Source organism: Ramlibacter ginsenosidimutans, from assembly GCF_016654015.1.
Lineage (GTDB): Bacteria > Pseudomonadota > Gammaproteobacteria > Burkholderiales > Burkholderiaceae_C > Ramlibacter > Ramlibacter ginsenosidimutans.
Map to the genome: position 1 here is coordinate 191,891 of NZ_JAEPWM010000003.1, position 24,669 is coordinate 216,559.

At 69.8% G+C, this 24,669-nt stretch carries 20 protein-coding genes; 11 read left to right on the forward strand and 9 right to left on the reverse strand.

Features of this window, described 5'->3' with window-relative positions; all coding sequences use genetic code 11:
* Positions 1-10: 10 nt before the first annotated feature.
* Positions 11-916, reverse strand: a complete 906-nt coding sequence (gene ppk2, locus JJB11_RS10395; RefSeq protein WP_201169933.1) for a polyphosphate kinase 2 — start codon at positions 914-916, stop codon at positions 11-13.
* Positions 917-1,194: 278 nt separating this feature from the next.
* Here ppk2 and ppk1 point away from each other — a divergent pair, with 278 nt between their 5' ends.
* Together ppk1 and JJB11_RS10405 are read left to right on the forward strand one after the other, a co-directional pair.
* Entirely contained in the window at positions 1,195-3,285 is a 2,091-nt protein-coding gene (ppk1, locus tag JJB11_RS10400; protein WP_201964749.1) for a polyphosphate kinase 1, read from the forward strand.
* On the forward strand, positions 3,276-3,737 hold the full coding sequence (locus JJB11_RS10405) for a SixA phosphatase family protein (protein ID WP_201169954.1): 462 nt from the start codon (positions 3,276-3,278) through the stop codon (positions 3,735-3,737). The genes ppk1 and JJB11_RS10405 overlap by 10 nt, the downstream gene beginning before the upstream one ends.
* Positions 3,738-3,753: 16 nt before the next feature.
* On the opposite strand, the gene JJB11_RS10410 is transcribed toward JJB11_RS10405, so the two are convergent.
* Together JJB11_RS10410 and ppx are read right to left on the reverse strand one after the other, a co-directional pair.
* Complete coding sequence (locus tag JJB11_RS10410; RefSeq protein WP_201169956.1) at positions 3,754-4,137, reverse strand: hypothetical protein; 384 nt, start codon at positions 4,135-4,137, stop codon at positions 3,754-3,756.
* A 102-nt stretch (positions 4,138-4,239) separates the two neighbouring features.
* Positions 4,240-5,724, reverse strand: coding sequence for an exopolyphosphatase (gene ppx, locus JJB11_RS10415; RefSeq protein ID WP_201169958.1), 1,485 nt, complete (start codon positions 5,722-5,724; stop codon positions 4,240-4,242).
* A 215-nt stretch (positions 5,725-5,939) separates the two neighbouring features.
* On the opposite strand from ppx, the gene pstS reads away from it, so the two are divergent.
* From pstS to phoR, 7 genes are all read left to right on the forward strand, one after another.
* Positions 5,940-6,977 carry a phosphate ABC transporter substrate-binding protein PstS gene (gene pstS, locus JJB11_RS10420; protein ID WP_201169960.1) on the forward strand — a complete coding sequence of 346 codons (1,038 nt, stop codon included), beginning with the start codon at positions 5,940-5,942 and terminating at the stop codon, positions 6,975-6,977.
* A gap of 143 nt (positions 6,978-7,120) precedes the next feature.
* Complete coding sequence (gene pstC, locus JJB11_RS10425; RefSeq protein ID WP_201964750.1) at positions 7,121-8,086, forward strand: phosphate ABC transporter permease PstC; 966 nt, start codon at positions 7,121-7,123, stop codon at positions 8,084-8,086.
* Positions 8,083-8,982, forward strand: coding sequence for a phosphate ABC transporter permease PstA (gene pstA, locus JJB11_RS10430; RefSeq protein WP_201169968.1), 900 nt, complete (start codon positions 8,083-8,085; stop codon positions 8,980-8,982). Before pstC ends, pstA begins: the two co-directional genes overlap by 4 nt.
* 4 nt (positions 8,983-8,986) lie before the next feature.
* Positions 8,987-9,769: a phosphate ABC transporter ATP-binding protein PstB gene (gene pstB, locus JJB11_RS10435; RefSeq protein WP_201169981.1), complete on the forward strand. Its 783-nt coding sequence runs from the start codon at positions 8,987-8,989 to the stop codon at positions 9,767-9,769.
* Positions 9,770-9,860: 91 nt separating this feature from the next.
* Entirely contained in the window at positions 9,861-10,568 is a 708-nt protein-coding gene (phoU, locus tag JJB11_RS10440) for a phosphate signaling complex protein PhoU (RefSeq protein WP_201169993.1), read from the forward strand.
* An 8-nt stretch (positions 10,569-10,576) separates the two neighbouring features.
* Positions 10,577-11,290, forward strand: coding sequence for a phosphate regulon transcriptional regulator PhoB (gene phoB, locus JJB11_RS10445; RefSeq protein WP_201170009.1), 714 nt, complete (start codon positions 10,577-10,579; stop codon positions 11,288-11,290).
* Between the two features lie 7 nt (positions 11,291-11,297).
* Complete coding sequence (gene phoR / locus JJB11_RS10450) at positions 11,298-12,659, forward strand: phosphate regulon sensor histidine kinase PhoR (protein ID WP_201170012.1); 1,362 nt, start codon at positions 11,298-11,300, stop codon at positions 12,657-12,659.
* Here the strand turns inward: phoR and JJB11_RS10455 are convergent.
* The 6 genes from JJB11_RS10455 to trxA form a co-directional block, all read right to left on the reverse strand.
* Positions 12,607-13,950, reverse strand: a complete 1,344-nt coding sequence (locus JJB11_RS10455) for an MATE family efflux transporter (RefSeq protein ID WP_201170015.1) — start codon at positions 13,948-13,950, stop codon at positions 12,607-12,609. The two genes, phoR and JJB11_RS10455, sit on opposite strands and share 53 nt — an antisense overlap.
* 4 nt (positions 13,951-13,954) lie before the next feature.
* The gene (locus JJB11_RS10460; protein ID WP_201170017.1) at positions 13,955-15,640 is read right to left on the reverse strand and encodes a hypothetical protein; all 1,686 of its coding nucleotides are present in this window, start codon (positions 15,638-15,640) and stop codon (positions 13,955-13,957) included.
* Between the two features lie 75 nt (positions 15,641-15,715).
* Entirely contained in the window at positions 15,716-15,973 is a 258-nt protein-coding gene (locus tag JJB11_RS10465) for a type B 50S ribosomal protein L31 (RefSeq protein ID WP_201170031.1), read from the reverse strand.
* A 97-nt stretch (positions 15,974-16,070) separates the two neighbouring features.
* A complete protein-coding gene (locus tag JJB11_RS10470) occupies positions 16,071-16,877 on the reverse strand; it encodes an endonuclease/exonuclease/phosphatase family protein (protein WP_201170046.1) in 807 nt (268 codons plus the stop codon).
* Positions 16,878-16,955: 78 nt separating this feature from the next.
* Positions 16,956-18,221, reverse strand: coding sequence for a transcription termination factor Rho (rho, locus tag JJB11_RS10475; protein ID WP_201170049.1), 1,266 nt, complete (start codon positions 18,219-18,221; stop codon positions 16,956-16,958).
* 239 nt (positions 18,222-18,460) lie between these two features.
* On the reverse strand, positions 18,461-18,793 hold the full coding sequence (trxA, locus tag JJB11_RS10480; protein ID WP_201170052.1) for a thioredoxin TrxA: 333 nt from the start codon (positions 18,791-18,793) through the stop codon (positions 18,461-18,463).
* 176 nt (positions 18,794-18,969) lie between these two features.
* Here trxA and JJB11_RS10485 point away from each other — a divergent pair, with 176 nt between their 5' ends.
* Both JJB11_RS10485 and JJB11_RS10490 read left to right on the forward strand, forming a co-directional pair.
* Positions 18,970-21,423, forward strand: a complete 2,454-nt coding sequence (locus JJB11_RS10485; RefSeq protein WP_201964751.1) for a PD-(D/E)XK nuclease family protein — start codon at positions 18,970-18,972, stop codon at positions 21,421-21,423.
* Entirely contained in the window at positions 21,416-24,661 is a 3,246-nt protein-coding gene (locus JJB11_RS10490; RefSeq protein ID WP_201170058.1) for a UvrD-helicase domain-containing protein, read from the forward strand. The genes JJB11_RS10485 and JJB11_RS10490 overlap by 8 nt, the downstream gene beginning before the upstream one ends.
* Positions 24,662-24,669: the final 8 nt, after the last annotated feature.

Below are 24,669 nucleotides of genomic sequence, written 5' to 3' on the forward strand. Positions count from 1 at the left end.
GGCGCGAGCGTCAGTACCGCTGCGGGACGAACATGTGGGGCGGCACGGGGTGGCGCTCGTAATCCTCCTGGCGCTGGCGCTGCGGCAGCACCACCGTCGGGTGCGGCACCTCGGTATAAGGAACTTGCGACAAGAGGTGCGCGATGCAGTTCAGGCGCGCCTTCTTCTTGTCGTCGGCGTGCACCAGCCACCAGGGCGCCTCGGAGATGTGGGTGCGCTCCAGCATCACTTCCTTCGCCCGCGTGTAGCTCTCCCACAGGCGGCGCGACTCCAGGTCCATGGGGCTCAGCTTCCACTGCTTGAGCGGGTCGTGGATGCGGCTGAGGAAGCGCACGTGCTGCTCCTCGTCCGAGATGGAGAACCAGTACTTCAGCAGGTGGATCCCGGAGCGGGTGAGCATTTTCTCGAACTCCGGGACGCTGCGGAAGAACTCCTCGTACTGTTCGTCCGTGCAGAAGCCCATCACCCGCTCGACGCCCGCGCGGTTGTACCAGCTGCGGTCGAACAGCACGATCTCGCCGGCCGCCGGCAGGTGCGCGACGTAGCGCTGGAAGTACCACTGGGTCCGCTCGCGGTCGTTCGGCGCGGGCAGGGCGGCCACGCGGCATACGCGCGGATTGAGGCGCTGCGTGATGCGCTTGATGACGCCGCCCTTGCCGGCCGCGTCGCGGCCCTCGAACAGGATGACGAGATTGTGCCCCGTCGCCACCACCCAGTCCTGCAGCTTGACGAGCTCACCCTGCAAGCGGAGCAGCTCGCGGAAGTACAGCCGCCTCTGCTCCTTCTCCTCGCTGGTGAGGGGAATGGCCACGCCTTCGGCCGAAAAGGGGCGGTCGTCCAGCTCGAGCTCCAGCTCCTCGTCGTAACCGTCGGCCACGTCGGCCTGCAGCCGGCGCACGAATTCGTCGCTATCCATGGGTTCCTCTGGCCGGACCGCCCGGCGGCGCGCGCGAGGCACTGCCCTCGGCTGCGTGCGCTGGCCGTCTCCGGCTGACCCAGCCATCCTAGCAGCGGCCCCTGCGGCGCGGGGCCGGGAAAAGGGCAGCGTGGCGCGCAGGACAGCCCCGATGCCGGATGCGCGGGAACACGGCATGCTGCTGGCAGCGGCCGGCCGGGCCTATGAGCCCGGCCGTTGTCATCCCGCGGTCATCCAAAGGGCCCACACTGTCATCTTTCCGTCATCCAGCGAGCCCCATGAGCGACGCCGCCCCGTCGGTGCTTCCCTTCCTCGACCGCGACCACAGCATCCTCGCCTTCAACGAGCGTGTGCTGGACTGGGCGCAGAGGCCGGGCGTCCCGCTGCTGGAGCGGCTGCGCTTCCTCACCATCGTGTCGTCCAACCTGGACGAATGGTTCGAGGTGCGGGCGGCGGACCACCTGTCGGCCGCGCAGGCGGGCGAGTCCAAGGGCCCGTACACGCTGCGCAGCTACGAGCGTCTCTCGGCGTACGCACACAAGCTCGTCGAGCGCCAGTACAGCCTCTACAACGACGAGCTCACGCCGGCCTTCTCGCGCGAGGGCATCGCCATCGTCTCGCACGGCGACCGCAACTCGGCGCAGCGTGCCTGGGTGCGCGAGTACTTCGAGGAGGAGGTGCGGCCGCTGCTGATCCCGGTCGGCCTCGACCCGGCGCATCCGTTCCCGCAGGTGGCGAACAAGTCGCTCAATTTCATCGTCCGCCTCTCGGGCAAGGACGCGTTCGGGCGCGAGAACGAGATCGCGATCGTGAAGGTGCCGCGCGTGTTGCCGCGCGTGATCCGCATGCCGGCCAAGGTCTCGGGCAAGCGTCAACTGCTGGTCTCGTTGTCCAGCGTGATCCGCGCGCACCTCGACCTGCTGTTTGCGGGCCGCGAGGTGGGCCAGTTCTCGCAGTTCCGGCTCACGCGTCATTCGGAACTCGCCGTGGGCGAGGAAGAAGTGCGCAACCTGCGCACCGCGCTGCGCCTGGGCCTGCAGCAGCGCCACTACGGCCAGGCCGTGCGGCTCGAGGTGGCGGCCGGTTGCTCCGAGTTCCTCTCCGACGTCCTGCTCAAGCAGTTCGGCTTGCCGGCGGCGGCGCTCTACCGGGTGCACGGACCGGTGAACCTGGTGCGCCTGCAGCAGGTCATCGACCTCGTGGATGCGCCCAAGCTCCTGTTCCGGCCCTACGTGCCCAGCTGGCCGCGCGGACTGGAGCCCGGCCGGCCGATCTTCGACCAGCTGAAGAAGCGCGACGTGCTGATCCACCAGCCGTACGAAAGCTTCGATGGCGTGCTGGCCTTCCTGCGCGAGGCCGTCCACGACCCGCAGGTGCTCGCGATCAAGCAGACCATCTACCGCACCGGCAACGACCTGCAGATGATGGAACTGCTGCGGGAAGCTGTGCGCGTGGGCAAGGAAGTGACAGCGGTGGTGGAGCTGATGGCGCGCTTCGACGAAGAAGCCAACATCAACTGGGCGGAAGCGCTGGAAGCCGTCGGCGCCCAGGTGGTCTATGGCGTCGTGGGCCTCAAGACGCACGCGAAGATGCTGTTGATCACGCGCCGGGAGGGCAAGGCGCTGGTGCGCTACGCCCATCTCTCCACGGGCAACTACAACCCGCGCACCGCGCGGATCTATACGGACCTGAGCCACCTCACGGCGGACCCGCAGCTCACCTCGGACGTCGAGCAGGTGTTCGTGCACCTCGCCAGCCAGAGCCGGCTGCCCCGGCTGCACCATGTCTGGATCGCACCCTTCCAGCTGCAGCGCAAGCTGATCGAACAGATCGACCTGGTGGGCATGGCGGCCGCGAACCGCCTGGACAGCCGGATCGTGCTGAAGATGAACGCGCTCACCGACGAACCGCTGATGGAGGCACTGGTGAAGGCCGGCCGGCGCGGCACCCGCATCGACCTGATCGTGCGCGGCGCCTGCATGCTGCCCGCGGGCGTTCCCGGCCTGAGCGAGAACATCCGCGTGCGCTCGGTGATCGGCCGCTTCCTGGAGCACTCGCGCGTGTTCTATTTCCGCGCCGGGCAGGAGGAGCACCTCTATCTCTCCAGTGCCGACCTGATGAACCGCAACATGCTGCGGCGGGTCGAACTCGCCTGGCCGGTGCTGGACCCGCAGCTGCGGCAACGCGTGATCGACGAGTGCCTACAGGCCTGCCTGCACGACCAACGCGACGCCTGGGACCTGCAGCCCGATGGCAGCTACAAGCGCGTCAAGGGCGCCGAGGACCCCAGGGCGCACGGTGCGCAGGCGGCCCTGATGCAACGTTATGCCGCCCTTCCGGGCGAGGAGGAGGTGCGGACATGGACCTGATCATCTGGCGCCACGCCGAAGCCGTCGACCCAGGCGAACAGCTGGCGGACATCGACCGTCCGCTCACACCGAAAGGGGAAAAGCAGGCCGCGCGGGTGGGCGCCTGGCTGGACCGGCACCTGCCCGAGGGCACCCGGGTGTTGTGCAGCCCGGCGTTGCGCTGCCAGCAGACCGCGCTGGCGCTGGGCCGCAAGTTCAAGGTGCGCGACGAGCTTGCGCCGGGCGCGAGCGCGCAGGACCTGCTGGCCGCGGCGCAGTGGCCGCATGCACGCCACCCCGTGCTGATCGTGGGCCACCAGCCCGTGCTGGGCGAGGTGCTCGCGCAGCTGCTGCGCATCGCGGGCGGCCAGTGCGGGGTGCGCAAGGGCGCGGTGTGGTGGCTGCGCGGCCGCGAACGCGACGGCGACGAGCAGGCCGGGGTCTGGGCCGTCCAGTCGCCCGAGACGGTCTAGCCGCTGCGCTCGCGGGTCAGGCCGCGTCCTTGGCGGGCCGCCCGGTCTTGATCGCGGGCACGCCGGTGACACTGGCGAGGAAGGCCGCGTCGCCCATGGCCGCAAGCGCCATCACTCCCGCGCGCAGCACCTCGCTCTTCTTCGCCGGCCTTCCCAGGTTGGCCGCGCGCAGCTTGAGCGCTTCGAGCACGGTGTATTCGGACTTGGGGATGGTGAAGCTGTCGCGCACGAGCTTGGGCTTGCGCGCCTTGTCGGCCTTGTCGCCCTTGTCTGCCTTGGTCGTGGCCGGCAGCGCGGCCTTCGCCGGCGCGGCTTTCGCCGCCGGCTTGCGGCTGGCGGATTGGCGGGCCGCGGGTTTCTTCGCGGCGGTCTTGCGGGCGGTCTTCCTGGCTGTGGCCATGGGGCGAGTCCTTTGCTGCGATCAGGAAAAAACAGTATATACAGTAATACTGTTTCGCTCCCGCGCCGCTGGCGGCGCTCACCACCCCGCGGTGCGGCGCGCTCAGGCCAGCACGAAGGTCCAGGGCGTCTTCTGCCAGGCGGCGGTTTCCTCGCGCAGCAGGTGGGCCGATTGCGGCCAGGCCGCTGCCCAGGCGGCGGGGACTTCCAGGCGGAAGCTGGCGCCGCCGGTGGTCAGGCGCAGCCCGCGCAGGTCGGGGTCGCGGCGCGCATGGCACAGGAGCACGGCCAGCCGCAGGCACACCAGTTGCTGCACGAACATCGCGTCGGTGAAGTCGGCTTCCAGCTTGCGCAGCTTGCCGCGGTGTCCCAGCACCAGCAGGCCCAGGCGGTGCAGTTCATGTTGCGAGAAGCCGGACGCATCGGTGTTGTCCAGGATGTAGGCACCGTGCTTGTGATAGTCGCTGTGCGAGACCAGGCTGCCGATCTCGTGCAGGCGGGCGGCCCACTCCAGCTTGCGGAGATCGTGCTCCAGCTCCGCACGCGGCAGCTCGGGATGCAGCTGGGCGAGGAAATGGCACGCCACCTTGCGCACGCGCTCCGCCTGCGCCGGGTCGACCGCGAACTGGGCCGCCAGCCGCTGCACGGTGCGCGTGCGGATATCGGTCGCGGCATCGGCCCGGTCCAGCATGTCGTAGAGCACGCCGTGGCGCAACGCGCCCTGCGCGGCCTGCATGCGATCGATCTGCAGCAGCGAGAAGACCGCGCGCAGCACGCTGACGCCGCCGCCGATCACGGGCCGGCGGTCTTCCTTGAGCGCGGGCAGGCGCACGCGCTCCGAGTTGCGGGCCTGCAGCAGCTGCTGCACCAGCCAGTCGAGACCTTCGCGGCTGACCTCGCCCGCGGGAGCGCCCGAGGCCGCCAGCACGTCCGCCACCGCACCGATGGTGCCGGACGAGCCGTAGGCCATGTCCCAGCTGCCGCGGGGATAGCTGCTCAGCGCTTCGTCGAGAACGGCCTGCGCGGCGATCTCCGCCCGCTCGAACGCCGCGGCCGTGAAGTTCCCCTCGGGGAAGTAGCGCATGGACCAGGCGACGCTGCCGACGCGGTAGCTCTCCATCACCTCGGGCTGCGTGTGCCGGCCCAGGATCAGCTCGGTGGAGCGGCCGCCGATGTCCACCACCAGCCGGCGCTCGTCTGAGTCCGGCAGCAGGTGCGCGACGCCCTGGTAGATCAGGCGCGCTTCCTCGCGGCCGGACACCACGTCGATGGGAAAGCCCAGGATCTCGTGGGCGCGCGCGAGGAACACGTCGCGGTTGCGCGCTTCGCGCAGCGTCTGCGTGGCGACGGCGCGCACCTGGCGCTGCTGGAAGCCCGCCAGCCGCTCGGCGAAACGGGCGAGGCAGGCCCAGCCGCGCTCCATCGCGTCGCGCGTGAGGTTGCGCGCATCGTCCAGGCCATTGCCCTGGCGCACGGTTTCCTTGAGGTACTCGACGCGCTGGATCTGGCCGTGGTCGAGACGGCCGATCTCCAGGCGATAGCTGTTGGAGCCGAGGTCGACGGCGGCGAGCAGGGATCCGGTGGGCATGCGAGGGCGAGGCGAGGCGGGGGCCAGCATAGCACCCGCGCCGCGCACGCGTGGCCCGGGAGGGCAAGGTGACGCAAGCGTGACGCTTCCATGTCGGTTGCATGACGGGATGCCCGCGTTGCCTCGGCAGCGCAAGGACTTCCCCCTGTCATGGGGGTGTCACAAACGGCGCCTAAAGTCCGCAGCGTCGATTGACCAACCCCGAGAGGTGAAGAATGAACATCCGCATCCACGTGGCTTCCATGGCCCTCGCAGGCGTCGCATTTGCCGGCGCGGCGGCCGCGCAGGACGTGACGGGAGCCGGCTCCAGCTTCGTGGCGCCCGTGCTCGCCAAGTGGGCCGCCGACTACAACAAGCAGACCGGCGTCAAGATCAACTACCAGTCCGTGGGCTCCGGCGCCGGCATCAAGCAGATCGATGCGAAGACGGTGGACTTCGGCGCGTCCGACATGCCGTTGAAGGACGAGGAGCTGGCCCAGAAGGGCCTCATCCAGTTCCCGGTCGTGATCGGCGGCGTGATCCCGGTGGTGAACATCAAGGGCGTGGCGCCCGGCCAGCTGCACCTGAACGGCCCGGTGCTGGCGGAGATCTACCTCGGCAAGATCACCAAGTGGAGCGACCCCGCCATCAAGGCGCTGAATCCCGGCGTGACCCTGCCCGATGCGCCGATCGCCAGCGTGCATCGCGCCGACGGCTCCGGCACCAGCTTCATCTTCACGAACTACCTGTCCAAGGTCAGCCCCGACTGGAAGGCCAAGGTCGGTGAAGGCACCAGCGTGAACTGGCCCTCCGGCACGGGCGGCAAGGGCAACGAGGGCGTCGCCGCCTTCGTGAGCCGGCTGCCGAACTCCATCGGCTATGTCGAGTACGCGTACGTGAAGCAGAACAAGATGACGTACGCGCTGATGCAGAACGCCGCGGGCAAGATGGTGACGCCCGACGACACTGCGTTCAAGGCGGCTGCCACGAACGCCGACTGGAAGAAGAGCTTCTACCAGATCCTGACCAACCAGCCAGGCGACAAGTCGTGGCCGATCACCGGCACCACCTACGTGCTGATGCACAAGGCACAGGACAAGCCGGCGGTGGCCGCTGCCGCCCTCAAGTTCTTCGAGTGGGGCTTCAAGCAGGGCGACAAGATCGCCGAAGAGCTCGACTACGTGCCCATGCCCGACACGGTGAAGGCGCAGATCGAGAAGCTGTGGGCCACCGAGATCAAGGACGCCTCGGGCAAGAACGTCGCGTTCAAGTAGCGCGCGGGACGGTGATGGCTGCCGGGGCGCTCCGATGGGCGCTCCGGCCTTTTCCATGCAGCGAGAGACTTTCCTTGTCCTCTACACTCCCGGCCCATGAGGCTTCCCTCGACTACCGTGCGCGGCCCGCGCGGCGCGCGGAAATGAGTTCGCCCCCTTCGACGGGCCGGGTCCGCACCGGCGCCGTCGTGGACCGTGTCTTCGCCTGGGCCGCGCGTGGCGCGGCGCTGCTGACGTTGTCGCTGTTGCTCGGGATCCTGGTGTCGCTCGCGATCGGCGCCTGGCCCGCGATCCAGAAGTACGGACTGGGCTTCTTCACGTCCACCGTGTGGGATCCGCCGAGCCTGGAGTTCGGCGGCCTCGTGATGATCTACGGGACGCTCGCGACGTCCTTCATCGCGCTCGTCATCGCGGTTCCGGTGAGCTTCGGCATCGCGTTGTTCCTCACCGAACTGTCGCCGGCGTGGCTCAAGCGGCCGCTCGGCACCGCCATCGAGCTGCTCGCCGCCGTCCCCTCCATCGTCTACGGCATGTGGGGCCTGCTGGTGTTCAGCCCGCTGCTGGCGACCTACGTGCAGCAGCCGCTGCAGGCGTGGTTCGGCACGGTGCCGGTGCTCGGCGCGCTGTTCTCCGGTCCGCCGGTGGGCATGGGCATCCTCGCCGCGGGGATCATCCTCGCGATCATGATCATTCCCTTCATCGCCGCCGTGATGCGCGACGTGTTCGACGTCACGCCGCCGATGCTGAAGGAGTCTGCGTACGCGCTGGGCTCGACCACCTGGGAAGTCATGTTCCGGGTGGTGCTGCCCTACACCAAGGGCGGCGTGATCGGCGGGATCATGCTGGGCCTCGGGCGCGCGCTCGGCGAGACGATGGCCGTCACCTTCGTGATCGGCAACTTCAACCAGCTCGACTCGATCAGCCTGTTCGCCCCCGCCAACAGCATCACCTCCGCCCTGGCCAACGAGTTCGCGGAGGCCGCGAGCGGCATGCACCAGGCGGCGCTCATGTACCTCGGCCTGGTGCTGTTCTTCATCACCTTCGTCGTGCTGACCCTGTCCAAGCTGCTGCTGGCGCGCCTGCGCCGCAACGAAGGTGCGCGCGCATGAACTCGCCCTCCACGTCCACCGCCGACAAGCTGATCCGGGCCGCCGATTCGGCGCAGCAGCGCGAGCGCAAGTACCTGGCGCGCAAGCGCGTCAACCGCACCGCGCTGGCGCTGTCGCTGCTGGCCATGGCCTTCGGGGTGTTCTGGCTGGTCTGGATCCTCTGGTCGACGGTGCTCCTGGGCGTCGGCGGCCTGAACTGGGCCGCCCTGAGCCAGAGCACGCCGGCCCCGAATGACGCGGGCGGACTGCTCAACGCGCTATGGGGCTCCTTCCTCATGGTGGTGCTGGCCACCTTCGTCGGCACGCCGATCGGCATCCTGGCCGGCATCTACCTCGCGGAGTACGACCCCAACGGCTGGCTGGGCAGCGTCACGCGCTTCGTCAACGACATCCTGCTGTCCGCGCCTTCGATCGTGATCGGCCTGTTCGTGTACGCGCTGGTGGTGGCGCACTACAAGCAGTTCTCCGGCTGGGCCGGCAGCGTGGCGCTGGCGCTGATCGTCATCCCGGTGGTGATCCGCACGACCGAGAACATGCTGCTGCTGGTGCCGCCCGCGCTGCGCGAGGCGGCCTATGCGCTGGGCGCGCCGAAGTGGAAGGTGATCGTCAAGATCACGCTGCGCGCGGCCCGGGCCGGCGTGGTCACGGGCGTGCTGCTGGCCGTGGCGCGCATCTCCGGTGAAACGGCCCCGCTGCTGTTCACGGCGCTGAACAACCAGTTCTTCAGTTCGGACCTTTCGCAGCCGATGGCGAGCCTGCCCGTCACGATCTTCAAGTTCGCCATGAGCCCGTACGAGAACTGGCAGCAACTCGCCTGGGCCGGCGTCTTCATCATCACCCTGGCCGTTCTCGGCCTGAACATCCTGGCGCGCGTGCTCACGCGCAACCGGACCTGAATCCATGGACGCCACCCTCGCCCCCGAGCGCGTGCAGGCCAAGCTGGCCGTGCGCAACCTGAACTTCTTCTACGGCAAGTACCACGCGCTGAAGAACATCAACCTGGACATCGCCGAGAAGAAGGTCACCGCCTTCATCGGCCCGTCCGGCTGCGGCAAGTCCACGCTGCTGCGCACCTTCAACCGGATGTACGAGCTCTATCCCGACCAGCGCGCGGAAGGCGAGATCGTGCTGGACGGCGAGAACCTGCTGAAGTCGAAGAAGGACGTGGCGCTGCTGCGCGCCAAGGTCGGCATGGTCTTCCAGAAGCCGACGCCGTTCCCGATGTCCATCTATGACAACATCGCCTTCGGCGTGCGCCTGTTCGAGAACCTCGGCGAGACCGACATGGACGAGCGGGTCGAATGGGCGCTGCGCAAGGCGGCGCTGTGGACCGAGGTGAAGGACAAGCTGAACCAGAGCGGCTCCGGCCTCTCCGGCGGCCAGCAGCAGCGCCTGTGCATCGCCCGCGGCATCGCAATCAAGCCGGACGTGCTGCTGCTGGACGAACCGTGTTCGGCGCTGGACCCGATCTCCACCGGCAAGATCGAGGAGCTGATCGTGGAACTGAAGCACGACTACACCGTCGTCATCGTGACGCACAACATGCAGCAGGCCGCGCGCGTGTCGGACTACACGGCCTACATGTACCTGGGCGACCTGGTGGAGGTGGGCGAGACCGAGCAGATCTTCTTCAAGCCCAAGCGCCAGGAGACCGAGGACTACATCACCGGCCGCTTCGGATAAGGAGAGAACATGAGCCCCCACGTTCACATTCGTTCACTGCCCCCCGAGGGGGCGCAGGCCTCCCTTGGGGCGGCCCGGCGGGAGGCCTGACATGGCAGACAAGCACCTCTCCACCCAGTTCGACAGCGAACTCAACACGCTGTCCTCGCACGTCATGGAGCTCGGCGGCCTGGTCGAGTCGCAGATCCGGCAGGCGATCTACGCGCTCGGCAACTTCAACGAGGAGGCCGCGCGCCAGGTGATCGACACCGAGACGCGCGTCAACCAGATGGAAGTGGAGATCGACCGCGACCTGTCGTCGGTGATCGCCCGGCGCCAGCCGACGGCGCGCGACCTGCGCCTGCTGATGGCGATCTCCAAGACCACGGCCAACCTCGAGCGCGTGGGCGACGAGGCCGAGCGCATCGCGCGCATGGTGCAGTCGATCATGGCCAAGAGCAGCGGCGCGATGCGCACGCTGCCGGCGGGCGAACTGCGCATCGCGGCCGACCTGGCGTCGTCGCAGTTGCGCAAGGCGCTGGATGCCTTCGCGCGGCTGGACTGTGCCGCAGCCGTCGCGATCATGAAGGGCGACGACGTGCTGGACCAGGAGTTCAACGGCTTCGTGCGCAAGCTGATCACCTACATGATGGAAGACCCTCGCACGATCTCCAGCAGCCTGGACCTGCTGTTCGTGGCCAAGGCGATCGAGCGCATCGGCGACCACGCGAAGAACATCGCCGAGTTCATCATCTACGTGGTCAAGGGCGCCGACGTGCGCCACAGCTCGATCGAGCACATCGAATCCACCGTGAAGTAGGCACGCGGATGAAGCACCAGCCCCGGATCCTGATCGTCGAGGACGAACCCTCCATCGCGGAGCTGATCGCCGTGAACCTGCGGCACAACGGGCTGTCGCCGGTGTGGGCCGAGGACGGCGAGTCGGCGCAGCGGGAGATCGACGCCGTGCTGCCCGATGCGATCCTGCTGGACTGGATGCTGCCGGGCCAGAGCGGCGTCGCGCTGGCACGGCGCTGGCGCGCCGACGCTCGGACCAAGGCCGTCCCCATCCTCATGCTCACCGCGCGCGGCGACGAGGCCGACAAGGTGTCCGGGCTCGATGCGGGCGCCGACGACTACATCACCAAGCCTTTTTCCACCCAGGAGCTGCTCGCGCGCATCCGCGCCGTGCTGCGCCGGCGCGCGCCGGAGAAGGGCGACGAGACGGTGACCCTGGGCGGCATCGCGCTCGACGCCGCGGCGCACCGGGTCAGCTGGAACGGCCGGCCGGTGAAGGTCGGCCCCACCGAATTCAAGCTGCTGCATTTCCTCATGCAGCATCCCGAGCGCGTGCACAGCCGGCAGACGCTGCTGGACCGCGTGTGGGGCGACCACGTGTTCATCGAGGAGCGGACCGTGGACGTGCACGTGAAGCGCCTGCGCGAAGCGCTCGGCGCCGGCGGCGCGCTGGTGGAAACGGTGCGCGGCGCCGGCTACCGCATCACCGGCCAGCCGGTGCCCGGGTCGCGCGAGCCCGCCTGAGCCACCGATGCTGAACCGGCTGCTGTTGTTCGTGCTGTGCCTCGCGGCCGGCGGGGCACTCGGCCTCGCTCTCGCCGGCGAACGCGGCGCGGAGCTGGGCGTGGCGGCGGGCGCCATCGCGTGCTTCCTGCTCGAGACGCTGCGCGCTGCGCGCGTGCTGCGCTGGCTGCGCAATCCCGAGCCCCAGGAGGTGCCGCGCACGGGCGGACTGTGGGGCGAGGCACTGGAGCGCACCCGGCGCGCGCTGCGTGCGCGCGAGCAGCGCACGCTGGAGGCCGAGCAGCGCCTGGACGACTTCCTCGACGCGATCCGCGCCTCCCCCAACGGTGTGGTGCTGCTCGATCCGCGCGGCCGCATCGAATGGATCAACGAGACGGCGGCGCAGCACTTCGGGATGGATCCCGAGCGCGATCTGCACCAGCAGATCACCAACCTGCTGCGCGATCCGGCCTTCCATGCCTTCTACCAGGGCCGCAACTACCAGCACGACGTGGTCATCGCCGCGCCCGGCAGTTCGGCGAGCCGCCCGGTCAAGCTGTCGCTGCGGCTGCATCCCTATGGCGAAGGCCGGCTGCTGATCCTGTCGCGCGACGTGACCTCGGTGGAGCAGGCCGAGACGATGCGGCGCGACTTCGTCGCCAACGTGTCGCACGAGATCCGCACGCCGCTGACCGTGCTGGCCGGTTTCGTCGAGACGCTGCAGAACCTGGACCTCCCGCGCGAGGAGCGCAACCGCTACCTGGGCATGATGGGCGTGCAGGCCCAGCGCATGCAGACGCTGGTGAGCGACCTGCTGACCCTGTCGCGCCTGGAGGGCAGTCCCCTGCCGGACGCGACGGAGTGGACTCCGGCGGCGGCCTTCCTCACCCAGTGCCAGCAGGAGTCCGCCGCGCTCGTGCAGGCCCTGGGCAAGAAGATGGAGCTGCGCTTCGGCGAGGCGCCCGCCCTCGCACTCGGCGGGGCCGCCAGCGAGCTGCAGAGCGCGTTCTCCAACCTGGTGAGCAACGCGGTGCGCTACACGCCTTCCGGCGGCGTGGTGGACGTGCAGGCCCGTGAGGCGGCGGGCGGTCGCTTCGAGCTGGCGGTGCGCGACACGGGCCCCGGCATCGCCGCGGAACATCTGCCGCGCGTGACGGAGCGCTTCTACCGCGTGGACCGCAGCCGCTCGCGTGAAACCGGTGGCACCGGGCTGGGGCTGGCCATCGTCAAGCACGTGGTGCAGCGCCACGGCGGCGAGCTGAAGATAGCAAGCACCCTGGGTAAGGGGTCCACCTTCACCATCCTGCTGCCGGCCACGCGCGTGCGGCCGCTCCCGCTCAAGCCGTCCGAAAGCGCCGCACAGCCCGCCACAGAATCAACGGCAGGATGAGCGCGAGCAGGCCCAGCGCGAAGCTGCTGGCCGTCCAGAAGGCTGCCGGCGTGTGCTGCGCAGCGATCGGCCCCAGGCCGCGATAGGCGAGCCGGTAGCCGCCCACCACGCCGACGCCCCACAGCAGCACGCAGTACGCCACCAGCGGCGCCACCGTCACGCGGTAGGACCGCAGCACGAACACGCACAGTGCCTGCGTCGCGTCACCGAGGTGGAAGGCGGCCACGAGCGCCAGCAGGCCCGCGGCCACGGCGGCGACGCGCGGGTCCGCCGAGTACAGCGAGGCGATGACATGGCGGGACGCGAGCACGGTCGCCGCCAGCACGATGGCCAGCGACCAGCCGATGCGAAAGCCGGTGCGGACGATCGCGCGCGCCTTCTTCGCGTCGCCCGCGCCCAGCCAGTAACTCACGCGCGCACTGGTGGCGATGGCGACCGACAGCGGCACCATGTACAGCACGGCCGCCATGTTGGACGCGATCTGGTGCGCGGCCGCCGACAGTGTTCCCTGGCGCGCGATGAACAGCGACATCAGCGTGAACGAGGTGACCTCCACCATGATGGCCAGGCCGGCCGGCACGCCGAGGCGCGCGAACTGGCGGATGGTGCGCCAGTCGGGCGCCTCCAGCGGCCGCCAGATCGCGTAGGGCCGGTACAGGTCGTCGGTGCGCACGAGCCAGATCGCCAGCCCGAGGAAGACGTAGTTCGCCACGACGGTGGCCCAGGCGCAGCCCACGGCGCCCATCGCGGGCAGCCCGGCGCCCCCGAACGCGAACCAGATGGTCAGCGGGATCTTCAGCAGTAGCGAGGCGAGTTGCAGCCAGGTCACGAGCTGCGGCTTGCCCAGGCTCTGGTTCAGCGTGCTGTACATGCGGAACAGCAGGGCCGCGGGCAGGGCCAGCGCCAGCACGCCGAGGTAGTGGCGCACGTCCTGCTGCAGCACAGGCGGCACCTCGGTGCCCTGCAGCAGCGCGTTCGGGAACAGCAGCCAGAACACGCCGATCACGGAGGCCAGCGCGGCGAGGTACAAGGCCTGGCGCACCGAGCGGCCGAGGTCCTGCTTGCGGTCCGCCCCATGCAGCTCCGCCCAGATCGGCAGCAGCGACTGCTGCACCCCCATGAGAGCGACGAACACGGTGATGTACACGGCGGAGCCGACGGACAGCGCCGCCAGCGCCTGCTGCGCATAGCGGCCGGCCACCACGGTGTCGGTGATGCCGAAGGCCATGGTGGCCAGCTGGCCGGCGAGCACGGTGCCCGCATGACGCGCGATGATCCCCCGTTCCCGCACGCCGCTACTTTTTCTTGTACAGGAGGATCGTTTCGCGGGCGTCGGTGGGCCTCGGGATGCGCGCGACCAGCGTCCAGTGGTGCTTGCCGAACGCCGTCGGGACGGACGCCTCCAGGTCGCCGGCGGCGACCAGCCACGGACACGGGCTGTCGGTGCTGGCTGCACGCAGGTCCATGTGGCCGTGGTACATCAGCGCGGCGATCTGCGGGCGCGTGAGGCCGAAGGCCTGCACGCAGCCGGGGCCGTCCACGTGCGCCGCCAGGCGCAGCACCGGCGCCGAGTAGCTGCGCGCGTAGTTCAGGACCGGCAGCCACAAGGTCATGACCAGCAGCCAGGCGAGCGCCGTGCCGCCCGCGGGCAGCACCAGGCTCTTCCACATCGCCTGCGGGTTGCGCTTGGTGCGCCAGCGCACGAGCCCCAGCCACGCCCCGGTGGCGGCGACGGCGAGCAGGAAGGACAGCAGGCCGAAGGAGGGCTGGAAGCCGGGCGCGAGCCGCGCGACGTTCTGCGCGGGCTTGGCGGGCACGCCGGTCTGCAGCGAGATCCAGATCACCCAGATCACGAGCGCGCTCGTGCTGAAGAACAGCAGCGTGAACCAGTCGATCAGCGCGGAGACGCTGCGCTCGAAGGTGGGCAGCGCGAAGGCGGCCAGCGTCGCCAGCGCCGGCAGCGCGAGCAGCAGGGCGCGGTCGGGATTGGGCGACAGCACGGCCGAGAGCACGCCCACGAGCGCGAACCACAAGGGCAGCGCCACGTGGCGATGCCCCAGCTGGCGCCGCCAGCGCCACACGGTCCACACGGCCAGCGGCCACGCCGGCCACGTGAACCAGGCGAGCAGCTTCGCGAAGCCCGTCCACTGGTGCAGCGTGAACTGGCCGGGCGGCTGCAGCCGCCATTCCCACATGCCCAGGCTGGCCGCCGCGGCGGCGGCGGCGAGCGCGGCCAGCACGATCACGGCGGCCCCCTGCCACCGGTTCGCCCCATGCGCGTCCTGGTCCGGCGTCTCGGCGAAGTGCAGCAGCGTGCCGCCGGCGGCAAAGAGCGCCGCCATCGCCGGCGCGCCGCTCAGGCCCAGTCCGACCAGGCCGGTCGCCAGCGACAGCACGGGAACGGCGATGCGATAGGGCAGCGCCGCGAAGCCGTAGAAGGTGAGGGCGGTGAACCCGAGTTGTGCCAGCGCCGGCGTGGTCTCGTGCGACAGCTGCATCAACCCCAGGCACGCGATCAGCGCGAGCAGCCCGCCGTCGGCCATGGCGCGCGCGTAGTCGGTCGGCCGCGCTTCGCCGCCGAACGCGAACGGCACGGGCTGCGCCGCAGGCGTGCGTGCCAGGTAGTACACGCCGTACCACGTGGCCAGCAGGCTGAGCACCAGCAGGGCGATGAAGGGCAGGCGTGCGGCGACATCGGCCGACAGCCAGGACGGTGCGAGCTGGATCGCCCAGGCGCCGAGCCAGTACGGCAGCAGGGCCTCGAACTCCGGCGGCAGTCCCAGCAACTGCGGGTGCAGCCACGGCGCGTGGCCCCGGGCGAGCTCCAGCATGTAGCCGAAGGCCATGATGTCCGCGTTCTTCCAGGGGTCGCGGCCGATGAACCCGGACAGCACGTAGGCCGCGCAGAACAGCAGCAGTGCCAGCCGCGGCAGGCGGCGCACGGCGCTCTGGGCGACGATGGCGGGGGTCGGCTGGTTCACGCGCGGGAGTGTGTCACACGCTCCGGTCCAACAAAAAAGGCAGCCTGAAGCTGCCTTTCCTGGAGCGAGCGGTTCTTACTTGCCGGCGGTCTTGCCGAACTTCTTGAAGAACTTGTCGACGCGGCCGCCCATGTCGTTGACCGACTTCTGGGTGCCCGTGTAGAACGGGTGCGATTCGCTGGAGGTGTCCAGCTTGAACAGCGGCAGCTCGCGACCGTCGTCCATCTTCGTGGTCTCGCGCGTGGACACGCAGGAGCGCGTCACGAACTTGAAGCCATTGGACAGGTCCACGAAACAAACGTCGCGGTAATTGGGGTGGATGCCTTCTTTCATGGGGGTCCCTCGTCGAGTGTCGGGAGCCGCGCCGGACCATTCCGACGTACTTTCCGCAGTGAAGCCCGCAATTATAGCGTCCCGCGTGCGCCCTGCCTCAGCCGCCCTCGAGCTCCAGCGCAAGAGGCTGGTGGTCCGACGCCCGGGTGGCGCCGTCCACGTCCAGCCTGCGCACCCGGTCCTGCAGCCCGTCGGTGACATAGACGAAGTCGAAGGCGACCGGCTCGGGCAGGTACTTCTGCTCGTGGACGCAGAAGGTGGGCGGATGCGGCTGGTCCGGATGTGCCAGGGTCCAGGCATCCCAGAAGGTGCTGAGTTCGGATGTCTCGCTGAGCACCGCATGTTCCTCGGTGCCCGGATGCGAGTTGAAGTCGCCGCACAGGATCGCTTCCGCCGTGAGTTGCGTGGCACCCCGGGGCGGTGACTGGGCCTGCTCGAAATACTCGAGGTGCAGCGCCCGCACGGCGCGCGCCTGCGCCAGGCGCTGGATCTTCGAATAGAACTCCAGGTGGGTGGTCATGATGCGCACCGGTCCCAGTTGTGGGTCGCGCACCGTGACGACGGTGCACATGCGTGGCGTCGACCCGATGCCCGGATCGGCAGGAAACGGCAGCGGATGGTGCTGCACCTGCGCGACGGGCAGCCGGGTGGCGACGAGATTGCCGAAGCGCTTGCGCTGTCCGTCCTCGAAGAGGTCCTGCGCCGCGCCGAAGAAGACCTGGAAGCCGGGCAGCAGCTTGCCGATTTCCACGCTCTGGTACGCGTCGGGATCGTTGTCCGAGATCTCCTGCAGGCACAGCACGTCGAAGTCCGCCAGCGCACGGGCCGTCTCGACGATGCGGCTGCAGCTCACCTGTCCGGCCAGGCCTTTGCATTCCTGGGTGTTCCAGGTCACGAGCTTCATGCCCGCATGATGCTACTGGCGACTCCGACAAAAAAGCCCGGCATCGCCGGGCTTCTGTTCTGCTGTGCGCCGGAATACTCAGCCGCCGCGCCGCATCATGTCGAAGAACTCGACGTTGGTCTTGGTCGCCTTCATGGACTTCAGCACCATTTCCATCGCCTCGATCTCGTCCATGTTGTACATGAACTGGCGCAGGATGCGGGTCTTCTGCAGGATCTCGGGGGCCAGCAGCAGTTCCTCGCGGCGCGTGCCGGAGCGATTGAGCTGGATCGAGGGGAACACGCGCTTCTCGTAGAGGCGGCGGTCCAGGTGCAGTTCGCAGTTGCCCGTGCCCTTGAACTCTTCGAAGATGACTTCGTCCATGCGCGAGCCGGTGTCGATCAGCGCGGTGGCGATGATGGTCAGCGAGCCGCCTTCCTCCACGTTGCGCGCCGCGCCGAGGAAGCGCTTGGGGCGCTGCAGCGCGTTCGCATCCACGCCGCCGGTCAGCACCTTGCCGGACGAGGGCACGACGTTGTTGTAGGCGCGGGCGAGGCGGGTGATCGAGTCCAGCAGGATCACCACGTCCTTCTTCAGTTCGACCAGGCGCTTGGCGCGCTCGATCACCATCTCGGCGACGTGCACGTGGCGGGCGGCGGGCTCGTCGAAGGTGGACGCGATCACTTCGGCCTTGACCGAGCGCTGCATGTCCGTCACTTCTTCCGGGCGCTCGTCCACCAGCAGCACCATCATGTAGCTGTCGGGGTAGTTGGCGGCGATGGCGTGCGCCATGTGCTGCATCATCACCGTCTTGCCGCTCTTGGGCGGCGCGACGATCAGGGCGCGCTGGCCCTTGCCGATGGGGGCGATGATGTCGATCACGCGGCCCGTGATGTTCTCTTCGCTCTTCAGGCCGTCACGTTCGAGGCGCATCTGTTCCCGGGGGAACAGGGGCGTCAGGTTCTCGAACATGATCTTGTGCTTGTTGTCCTCCGGCAGCCCGCCGTTGACCTTGTCCAGCTTGGTCAGCGCGAAGTAGCGCTCGCCATCCTTCGGCGTCCGCACTTCCCCTTCGATCATGTCGCCGGTGTGCAGGTTGAAGCGGCGCACCTGCGAGGGCGAGATGTAGATGTCGTCGGTCGAAGCGGTGTAGCTCGTGTCCGGGCTGCGCAGGAAGCCGAAGCCGTCGGGCAGGATTTCGAGCACGCCATCGGCGAAGACCTGCTCGCCGGCGCGGGCGCGCTTCTTGATGATCGCGAACATCAGCTCCTGCTTGCGCATCCGGCCGGTGTTCTCGATCTCGAGCTCTTCGGCCTGCTTGAGGACTTCCGAGACGTGCAGCGCCTTGAGTTCGTTCAGGTGCATGGAGTGACCCCTTTGGGGGAATGTTCTTGAAGGTCGGGGGGAGGTTCTCTGCGGGGCGAGAGATGCCCTGCGAACCGTATCGGACTGCCCGCCTGCTTTGGCGGATCAGCGATGAGGCGGATTATGCAGGAAAAAAAGGGGCTGGGGGCGAGAGGCTGGAGGCTGGGGGATGCAGAAAAGACAAGGGGCCGGGGATTTTCCGTCCCTAGCCCCTGGCTACTGGCTCCTGGCCCCTGGATTCAAGCGAGCTGTTGATCCAGGAACGCCGTCAGTTGCGCCTTGCTCATGGCGCCGACCTTGGTGGCGGCGAGCTGGCCGCCCTTGAACAGCATCAGCGTGGGGATGCCACGGATGCCGAACTTCGCGGGCACTTCGCGGTTCTCGTCGACGTTCATCTTGGCCACCTGCAGCTTGTCCTTGTAGCTCTCGGAGACCTCGTCGAGGATGGGCGCGATCATCTTGCAGGGGCCGCACCATTCCGCCCAGTAATCGACCAGCACCGGCTTGTCGGCCTGCAGGACGTCGTTTTCGAAGGATGCGTCGGAGATGTGCTTGATCAGGTCGCTGGCCATGGATTCCTCTCGGGGTGCGGGGACCTCCCCCGCTACAGCTACAGTCAGGGCATTGTGACAGAAACCAAGACCTCTCGCCGGCGCGCGCCGGCCGGGCCTTTGCTATGGTTGGGATAGCAGAAAACCATCGTGCGGCGCGGCTGTGGCGCGACGTCATCGAGAGACTGCGGGACGCGATGGCGGCCCGCGCGGCGCATCCGGCACGCACCGTCGTGCTCGTGCCCTACGCGCAACTGATGTCCCTGGCGCGGCAGTTCTGGGCCGCGCAGGTGCCCGACGGCTTCGCGCCGCGCTTCGAGACGACCATGAACTGGGCGCGCCAGCGGCCCTGGTCGCCCGGCGCGACGGACCTCTCGTTCGAGATCGGCCGCGACCTGCTGGCCGCGCGCGGCTGGCTCGAGCAAGGCGGCTTGCGGGCGCAGGCGGATGCGCTCGCGAGCGTGCTGGTCGACGTGACATGGCAGGCTGCGGAAGCCGCGCGCGCCGTGCCGCCGGCGCAGCGCAGTGCCTGGGCTGCGCGCCTGCGCCCGCAACTGCTGCAAGGCATGGAGGCGCCGGCGCTCGCCGTCGAGGCGGCGATCGCGCGCATCGCGTTCGAGTGGGCCGCCGCGTCGGCTTATGCGACCGATGCCTTGCTCGATGGCACGCTCACGTCGGGCGTGGACCTGCTGGTGCTGCTGCAAGGCTTCCAGGCCGAAGCCGTCCCGCACGCGCTCGCGCAGCAACTGGGCGAACGCGCGCTCGTGTGGCCGGTGCCGGTCGATGCGCCAGCCGGCTCGATCGCGCTGCATGCGGCGGCCGACGCGACCGAGGAAGCCGAGCGTGCTGCGGCGTGCGTGCTGGATCACCTCGCGCAGGGCCGCGTACCCGTGGCGCTTGCCGCGAACGACCGCGTGCTCACGCGCCGCATCGGCGCGCTGCTGTTCACGCGCGGCGTGCCGGTGCACGACGAGACGGGCTGGAAGCTCTCCACCACGCGCGCCGCCGCCAACCTGATGGCCGCCCTGCGCGCGTGCGCCTGGGATGCGCCGGCCGATGCGGTGCTGGACTGGTTGAAGAACGTGCCGCAGCTCGGATCGGGACTCGTGCAGGCGCTGGAGCGCCGCGTGCGGCGCGCGGGACAGCGCGAATGGCGGGCGCTGCGCGCTTCCGACTGGGGCGACTCGGAAGCGGTGCAGGCCGTCGCGCAGCGCATCGCCGACTGGCGCGAGGGCCTGCAGGCCACGCGCAGCCTGCCCGAGTGGCTCGCGGCCACGCGCGCGCTGCTGCGCGACTGCGGGCAGTGGGAGCCGCTGCATGCGGATGCCGCCGGACTGAAGGCGCTGGAAGCCTTGCGCCTGCAGGAGGGCGCCGGCGACGAGGCGGCGGCCTGGCCGCAGGCGCAACGGCGCATCAACGCGCGCGAGTTCACGGCCTGGGCCAACGAGGTGCTGGAAAGCGTGAGCTTCGTGCCGCCGCATTCGGGCGAGGAGCAGGTCGTGGTGCTGCCCTTGAGCCAGTTGCTGGGGCATCCGTTTGCAGCCGTCGTCGTTCCCGGGTGCGACGAGCGAAGCCTGCCGGCATCGCCCGAACCGCCCACGGGTTGGTCGATGGCGCAGCGGCGCCTGCTGGGACTGGCCTCGCGCGAGGCGCTGGAAGGCGTGCAGCGCGCATCGTGGCGCCAGGCCTTGCAGGCGCCGCACTGCGACGTGCTCTGGCGCAAGTCCGACGACACCGGCGAACGCACGCTGGCCAGTCCGCTCGTGCAGGCCTTGCTGCTGCAGGGCGACGGCGCGCCCGCCGGCGATCCGCGCCGACTGCGCGAATGCAGCGCGCAGCCCGTTGGCGCGCCCTCGGCGCACGCGCCGCAACTGGTGCCGGCGCAGGTCTCGGCCAGCAGCTACGAGGATCTGCGGCGCTGCCCGTATCGCTTCTTCGCGTTGCGCATGCTGGGCCTGCGCGAGGCCGACGAGATCGAGGCCGAGGTCGACAAGCGCGACTTCGGCACCTGGCTGCACCGCGTGCTCGGTGTGTTCCACGAGCGGCTGCAGGAACGCGCAAGCCTGGCGCGCGCGGAACGCGCCGCCCTGCTGGATGCGATCGCGCACGAGGAGATGGCCGGCCAGCGCCTGGGCGAGGGCGAGTTCCTGCCGTTCGCGGCCGCCTGGCCGGCAGTGCGCGAGGGTTACCTGGACTGGCTGCAGCGGCACGAGGCGGACGGCACCGTGTTCGAAGCCGCGGAGACGAAGCACACCGAGCAGCTCGGCGAGTGGACGCTGGAAGGACGCATCGACCGCATCGACCGCCGCGCCAGTGGCACTGCGCTGGTGATGGACTACAAGACCGAGGGCCTGCAGGCCACGCGCGACCGCATGAAGACGCCGCTGGAGGACACGCAGCTCGCGTTCTACGCACTGCTGCTGCCCGATCGCGAGGTCGAAGCGGCCTATCTGAACGTGGGCGAGCGCGGCGAGATGAAGGCGGTGCCGCACGAGGCGCTCGCCGAAGCGACCCACCTGCTGCGCGAAGCGATCCCCGCGGAACTGCGCCGCATCGCGCAGGGCGCGCCGCTGCCTGCGCTGGGCGAGGGGCGCGCGTGCGAGTTCTGCTCGGCGCGCGGGCTGTGCCGGAGGGATTCCTGGAGTGAGTAGCGAGCGGGGGGCGCCGGCCGGGCCGGCGTACGAACACAACGGGCAGCCGGTCGGCCGCGAGCTGTTCTACGCGATCGCCTGCGATCCGCGGCGGCACGTGGCGGTGGAGGCCTGCGCGGGCGCCGGCAAGACCTGGATGCTGGTCTCCCGCATCCTGCGGGCGCTGCTCGCAGGCGCGGCGCCGCACGAGATCCTCGCCATCACCTTCACGCGCAAGGCCGCGGGCGAGATGCGGCAGCGCCTGGACGAGTGGCTCACCGCCTGGAGCACGGCCTCCGACGAGGAGCTCGCGAAGCAGTTGCGCATGCGTGGCCTGCTGCATGCCGATGCGCAACTGTGCGCGGACCTGCGCGGACTGCGCGCGCGCTTGCTGGAAGCGGGCCGGCCGGTGCAGATCCGCACCTTCCACAGCTGGTTCGCGGCGCTGCTGCGCGGCGCGCCGGTCTCCGTGCTGCAAGGGCTGGGGCTGCCGACCCGCTTCGAGCTGCTCGAGGACGACCAGGAAGCGGTCGCGCGCGTGTGGCGGCGCTTCCATGCCGCCGTGGAGCGCGATGCCGTCCTGCGCGCGGACTACGAAGCCTCGGTCGCGACCTACGGCCGCTTCAACACCGCGAAGGCGCTGGACTCCGCGCTTTCCAAGCGCGTGGAGTTCGCCATGGCCGATGCGGTGGGCGTGGTCGAGGATTCGGTGCGCCCGTTCGGCGAAGTGTTCCCCGAGTTCGAGGGCGCCGCTGCGCCGGCGGACGTGCTGCAATGGCCCGGCGTGCGCGAGCCGCTGTTCGCGGCCGCGCGCACGCTGGGCCGCGCCTCCGCGCCGACCTTCGCCGCGAAGGGCGGCGAGCTGGAACAGGCGCTCACGGCCGGTGACCTGCAGGGGGTGTTCGACGCCTTGCTGACGCAGGCGCAGGAGATCCGCAAGTTCAGCGAGAAGCTGCAGGGGCTGGACACCGTGCGGCACGCGCAGGCGCTCGCGCAACGGCTCTGTGCGGCGCGCCTGCAGCATGAAGCGTGGCAGCACCAGCAGCGGCTCGCACGCCTGACGCGGCTGCTGCTGGAATGCTATGCCGCGCTCAAGCGCGAGCAGGGCTGGGTGGACATGAGCGACGTCGAGCGCACGGCGCACGCGCTGCTGTCCGATCCGGTGCTGGCCGGCTGGGTGCAGGAGCGCCTCGACCAGCGCGTGAGCCACCTGCTGATCGACGAGTTCCAGGACACCAACGCCATGCAGTGGCAGGCGCTGCACGCCTGGCTTTCCAGCTATGCGGGCGCGGGCGGCGACGGGCCCAGCGTGTTCATCGTGGGCGATCCCAAGCAGAGCATCTACCGGTTCCGGCGCGCGGAGCCGCAGGTGTTCCGCGCCGCCCAGGTCTTCATCGGGCGCGAGCTGGGCGGCGACCGCCTCAGCTGCGACCACACGCACCGCAACGCGCCCGCCGTGCTGGCGGTCGTCAACGCGGTGATGGGGCAGGCGCAGGACGAGCAGCTGTACCTGGACTTCCGTCCGCACACGACGGAGTCCCTGGAGCCCGGCGCCGTGCTGGCGCTGCCGCCGGTGCCGCGTCCCGACAAGCCGGACCAGCCCGACGAGGGCTTCGCCTGGCGCGATAGCCTCACCGTGCGGCGCGAGCTGCCGGAAGAACGCCTGGTCACGCTGGAATGCCGGCAGGCGGCCGCGTGGATCGCGCAGCAATTGCAGGCCGGCCTGGCTGCGGGCGACGTGATGGTGCTGGCGCGCCGGCGCGAGCGGCTGTCGGCGCTGGAAGACGAACTGCGCGCGCTGCACATCGCGGCGCAGCAACCGGAGAAGACCGACCTGTGCGAGGCGCCCGAGGTGCAGGACCTCACGGCCTTGCTGGACCTGCTGGTCTCGCCGGGGCACGACCTGTCGCTGGCGCGTGCGCTCAAGTCGCCGCTGTTCGGCTGCGGCGACGAGGAGCTCGTGGCGCTCGGCGAGCGCGCGCGCGCCGCGTCCGCCGCGGGCGCGCCGCGGGGCTGGTTCGAGCTGCTCCTCGCTGGCGACGACGGGCCGCAGACGCTGCGCGAAGCGGCGGCGCAACTGCGACGCTGGCAGCGCTGGGTGCAGGCGCTGCCGCCGCACGACGCGCTGCAGGCGATCTACGACGACGGCGACGTGCTGGCGCGCTTCGCGCGGTGCGCGCCGGCGCCGCTGCGCGCGACGGTGCTGGCCAACCTGCAGGCGCTGCTCGGCGCCGCGTTGCAGGTCGGCGGCGGGCGCTACCTTACGCCCTATGCCTTCGTGCGCGCCCTCAAGGCGGGCGGCATCCGCGGGCCCGCGGTGGCGGCCGAAGGCGTGGTGCGCTTGCTGACCGTGCATGGCGCCAAGGGCCTGGAGGCGCCCGTGGTCCTGCTGCTGGACACCGACAACGCACCGGCGCGGCCGGAGACCATGGGCGTGCTGTGCGAGTGGCCCGGCGAGGCGCCCGCGCCCTGGCGCTTCGCCTTCCTCGCCAGCGAGACGCGGCCGCCCGCCTGCAGCGCCGAGGCGCTGGCCGTGGAGCAGGCCGCGCGGGCGCGCGAGGAACTCAATGCCTTGTACGTCGCGATGACGCGCGCGGGCCGGCAGCTGGTGATCTCCTCGGTGGTGCCCGCAACGACGCCCGCCGTCCCGACCTGGTGGCAGCGCTTGCTGCCGCACGCGGCGCTGCTGGCGCCACCGCAAACCGCGGAGCCGCTCAGCGCCGCTGCGCGCTCGTCCACCTTCGCGCTGCGCGAGGTGCCCGGTGTCAGCGCGCCGCTCACGATGGAGTGGCTGCGTCCGCAGGCGCCGCCCGGCAGTCCCGCGTCGCGGCTCGGTGAGGCCATGCACCGCCTGCTGGAAACCTGGGAGCCGCGAACCGGCATCGCAGCCGCGCAGCTTGCCGAAGTGCAGCGCCTGTTCGCGCTCGACGAGGCGGCGGCACGGGAGGCCGCGGCCATGGCCTTGCGCATCGTGCAGGGCGAGGGCGCGTGGGCCTGGGACCCGGCGCAGGTCGACTGGCAAGGCAACGAGATCGAACTGCATGCCGGTGGCGAGCTCCTGCGGCTCGACCGGCTGGTGCGGCGCCGGGACACGGGGGAGTGGTGGGTCCTCGACTACAAGTCGGCCGCCGCACCGGAGCGGCAGCCGGAGCTGCGCGCGCAGATGCAGCGCTACCGCGAAGCCGTGGCGGTGGCGCAGGGCGGTGCGGCCGTCCGCTGCGCCTTCCTCACCGCACAGGGAAGGCTGGTCGCAGCATGAGCCGCAGG

Bases quoted from the DNA above. Each gene is read 5' to 3' on its own strand.
- ppk2 (WP_201169933.1), bottom strand. From the start codon at position 916: ATGGATAGCGACGAATTCGTGCGCCGGCTGCAGGCCGACGTGGCCGAC.
- ppk1 (WP_201964749.1), top strand. From the start codon at position 1,195: ATGAGCGACGCCGCCCCGTCGGTGCTTCCCTTCCTCGACCGCGACCAC.
- JJB11_RS10405 (WP_201169954.1), top strand. From the start codon at position 3,276: ATGGACCTGATCATCTGGCGCCACGCCGAAGCCGTCGACCCAGGCGAA.
- JJB11_RS10410 (WP_201169956.1), bottom strand. From the start codon at position 4,137: ATGGCCACAGCCAGGAAGACCGCCCGCAAGACCGCCGCGAAGAAACCC.
- ppx (WP_201169958.1), bottom strand. From the start codon at position 5,724: ATGCCCACCGGATCCCTGCTCGCCGCCGTCGACCTCGGCTCCAACAGC.
- pstS (WP_201169960.1), top strand. From the start codon at position 5,940: ATGAACATCCGCATCCACGTGGCTTCCATGGCCCTCGCAGGCGTCGCA.
- pstC (WP_201964750.1), top strand. From the start codon at position 7,121: ATGAGTTCGCCCCCTTCGACGGGCCGGGTCCGCACCGGCGCCGTCGTG.
- pstA (WP_201169968.1), top strand. From the start codon at position 8,083: ATGAACTCGCCCTCCACGTCCACCGCCGACAAGCTGATCCGGGCCGCC.
- pstB (WP_201169981.1), top strand. From the start codon at position 8,987: ATGGACGCCACCCTCGCCCCCGAGCGCGTGCAGGCCAAGCTGGCCGTG.
- phoU (WP_201169993.1), top strand. From the start codon at position 9,861: ATGGCAGACAAGCACCTCTCCACCCAGTTCGACAGCGAACTCAACACG.
- phoB (WP_201170009.1), top strand. From the start codon at position 10,577: ATGAAGCACCAGCCCCGGATCCTGATCGTCGAGGACGAACCCTCCATC.
- phoR (WP_201170012.1), top strand. From the start codon at position 11,298: ATGCTGAACCGGCTGCTGTTGTTCGTGCTGTGCCTCGCGGCCGGCGGG.
- JJB11_RS10465 (WP_201170031.1), bottom strand. From the start codon at position 15,973: ATGAAAGAAGGCATCCACCCCAATTACCGCGACGTTTGTTTCGTGGAC.
- JJB11_RS10470 (WP_201170046.1), bottom strand. From the start codon at position 16,877: ATGAAGCTCGTGACCTGGAACACCCAGGAATGCAAAGGCCTGGCCGGA.
- rho (WP_201170049.1), bottom strand. From the start codon at position 18,221: ATGCACCTGAACGAACTCAAGGCGCTGCACGTCTCGGAAGTCCTCAAG.
- trxA (WP_201170052.1), bottom strand. From the start codon at position 18,793: ATGGCCAGCGACCTGATCAAGCACATCTCCGACGCATCCTTCGAAAAC.
- JJB11_RS10485 (WP_201964751.1), top strand. From the start codon at position 18,970: ATGGCGGCCCGCGCGGCGCATCCGGCACGCACCGTCGTGCTCGTGCCC.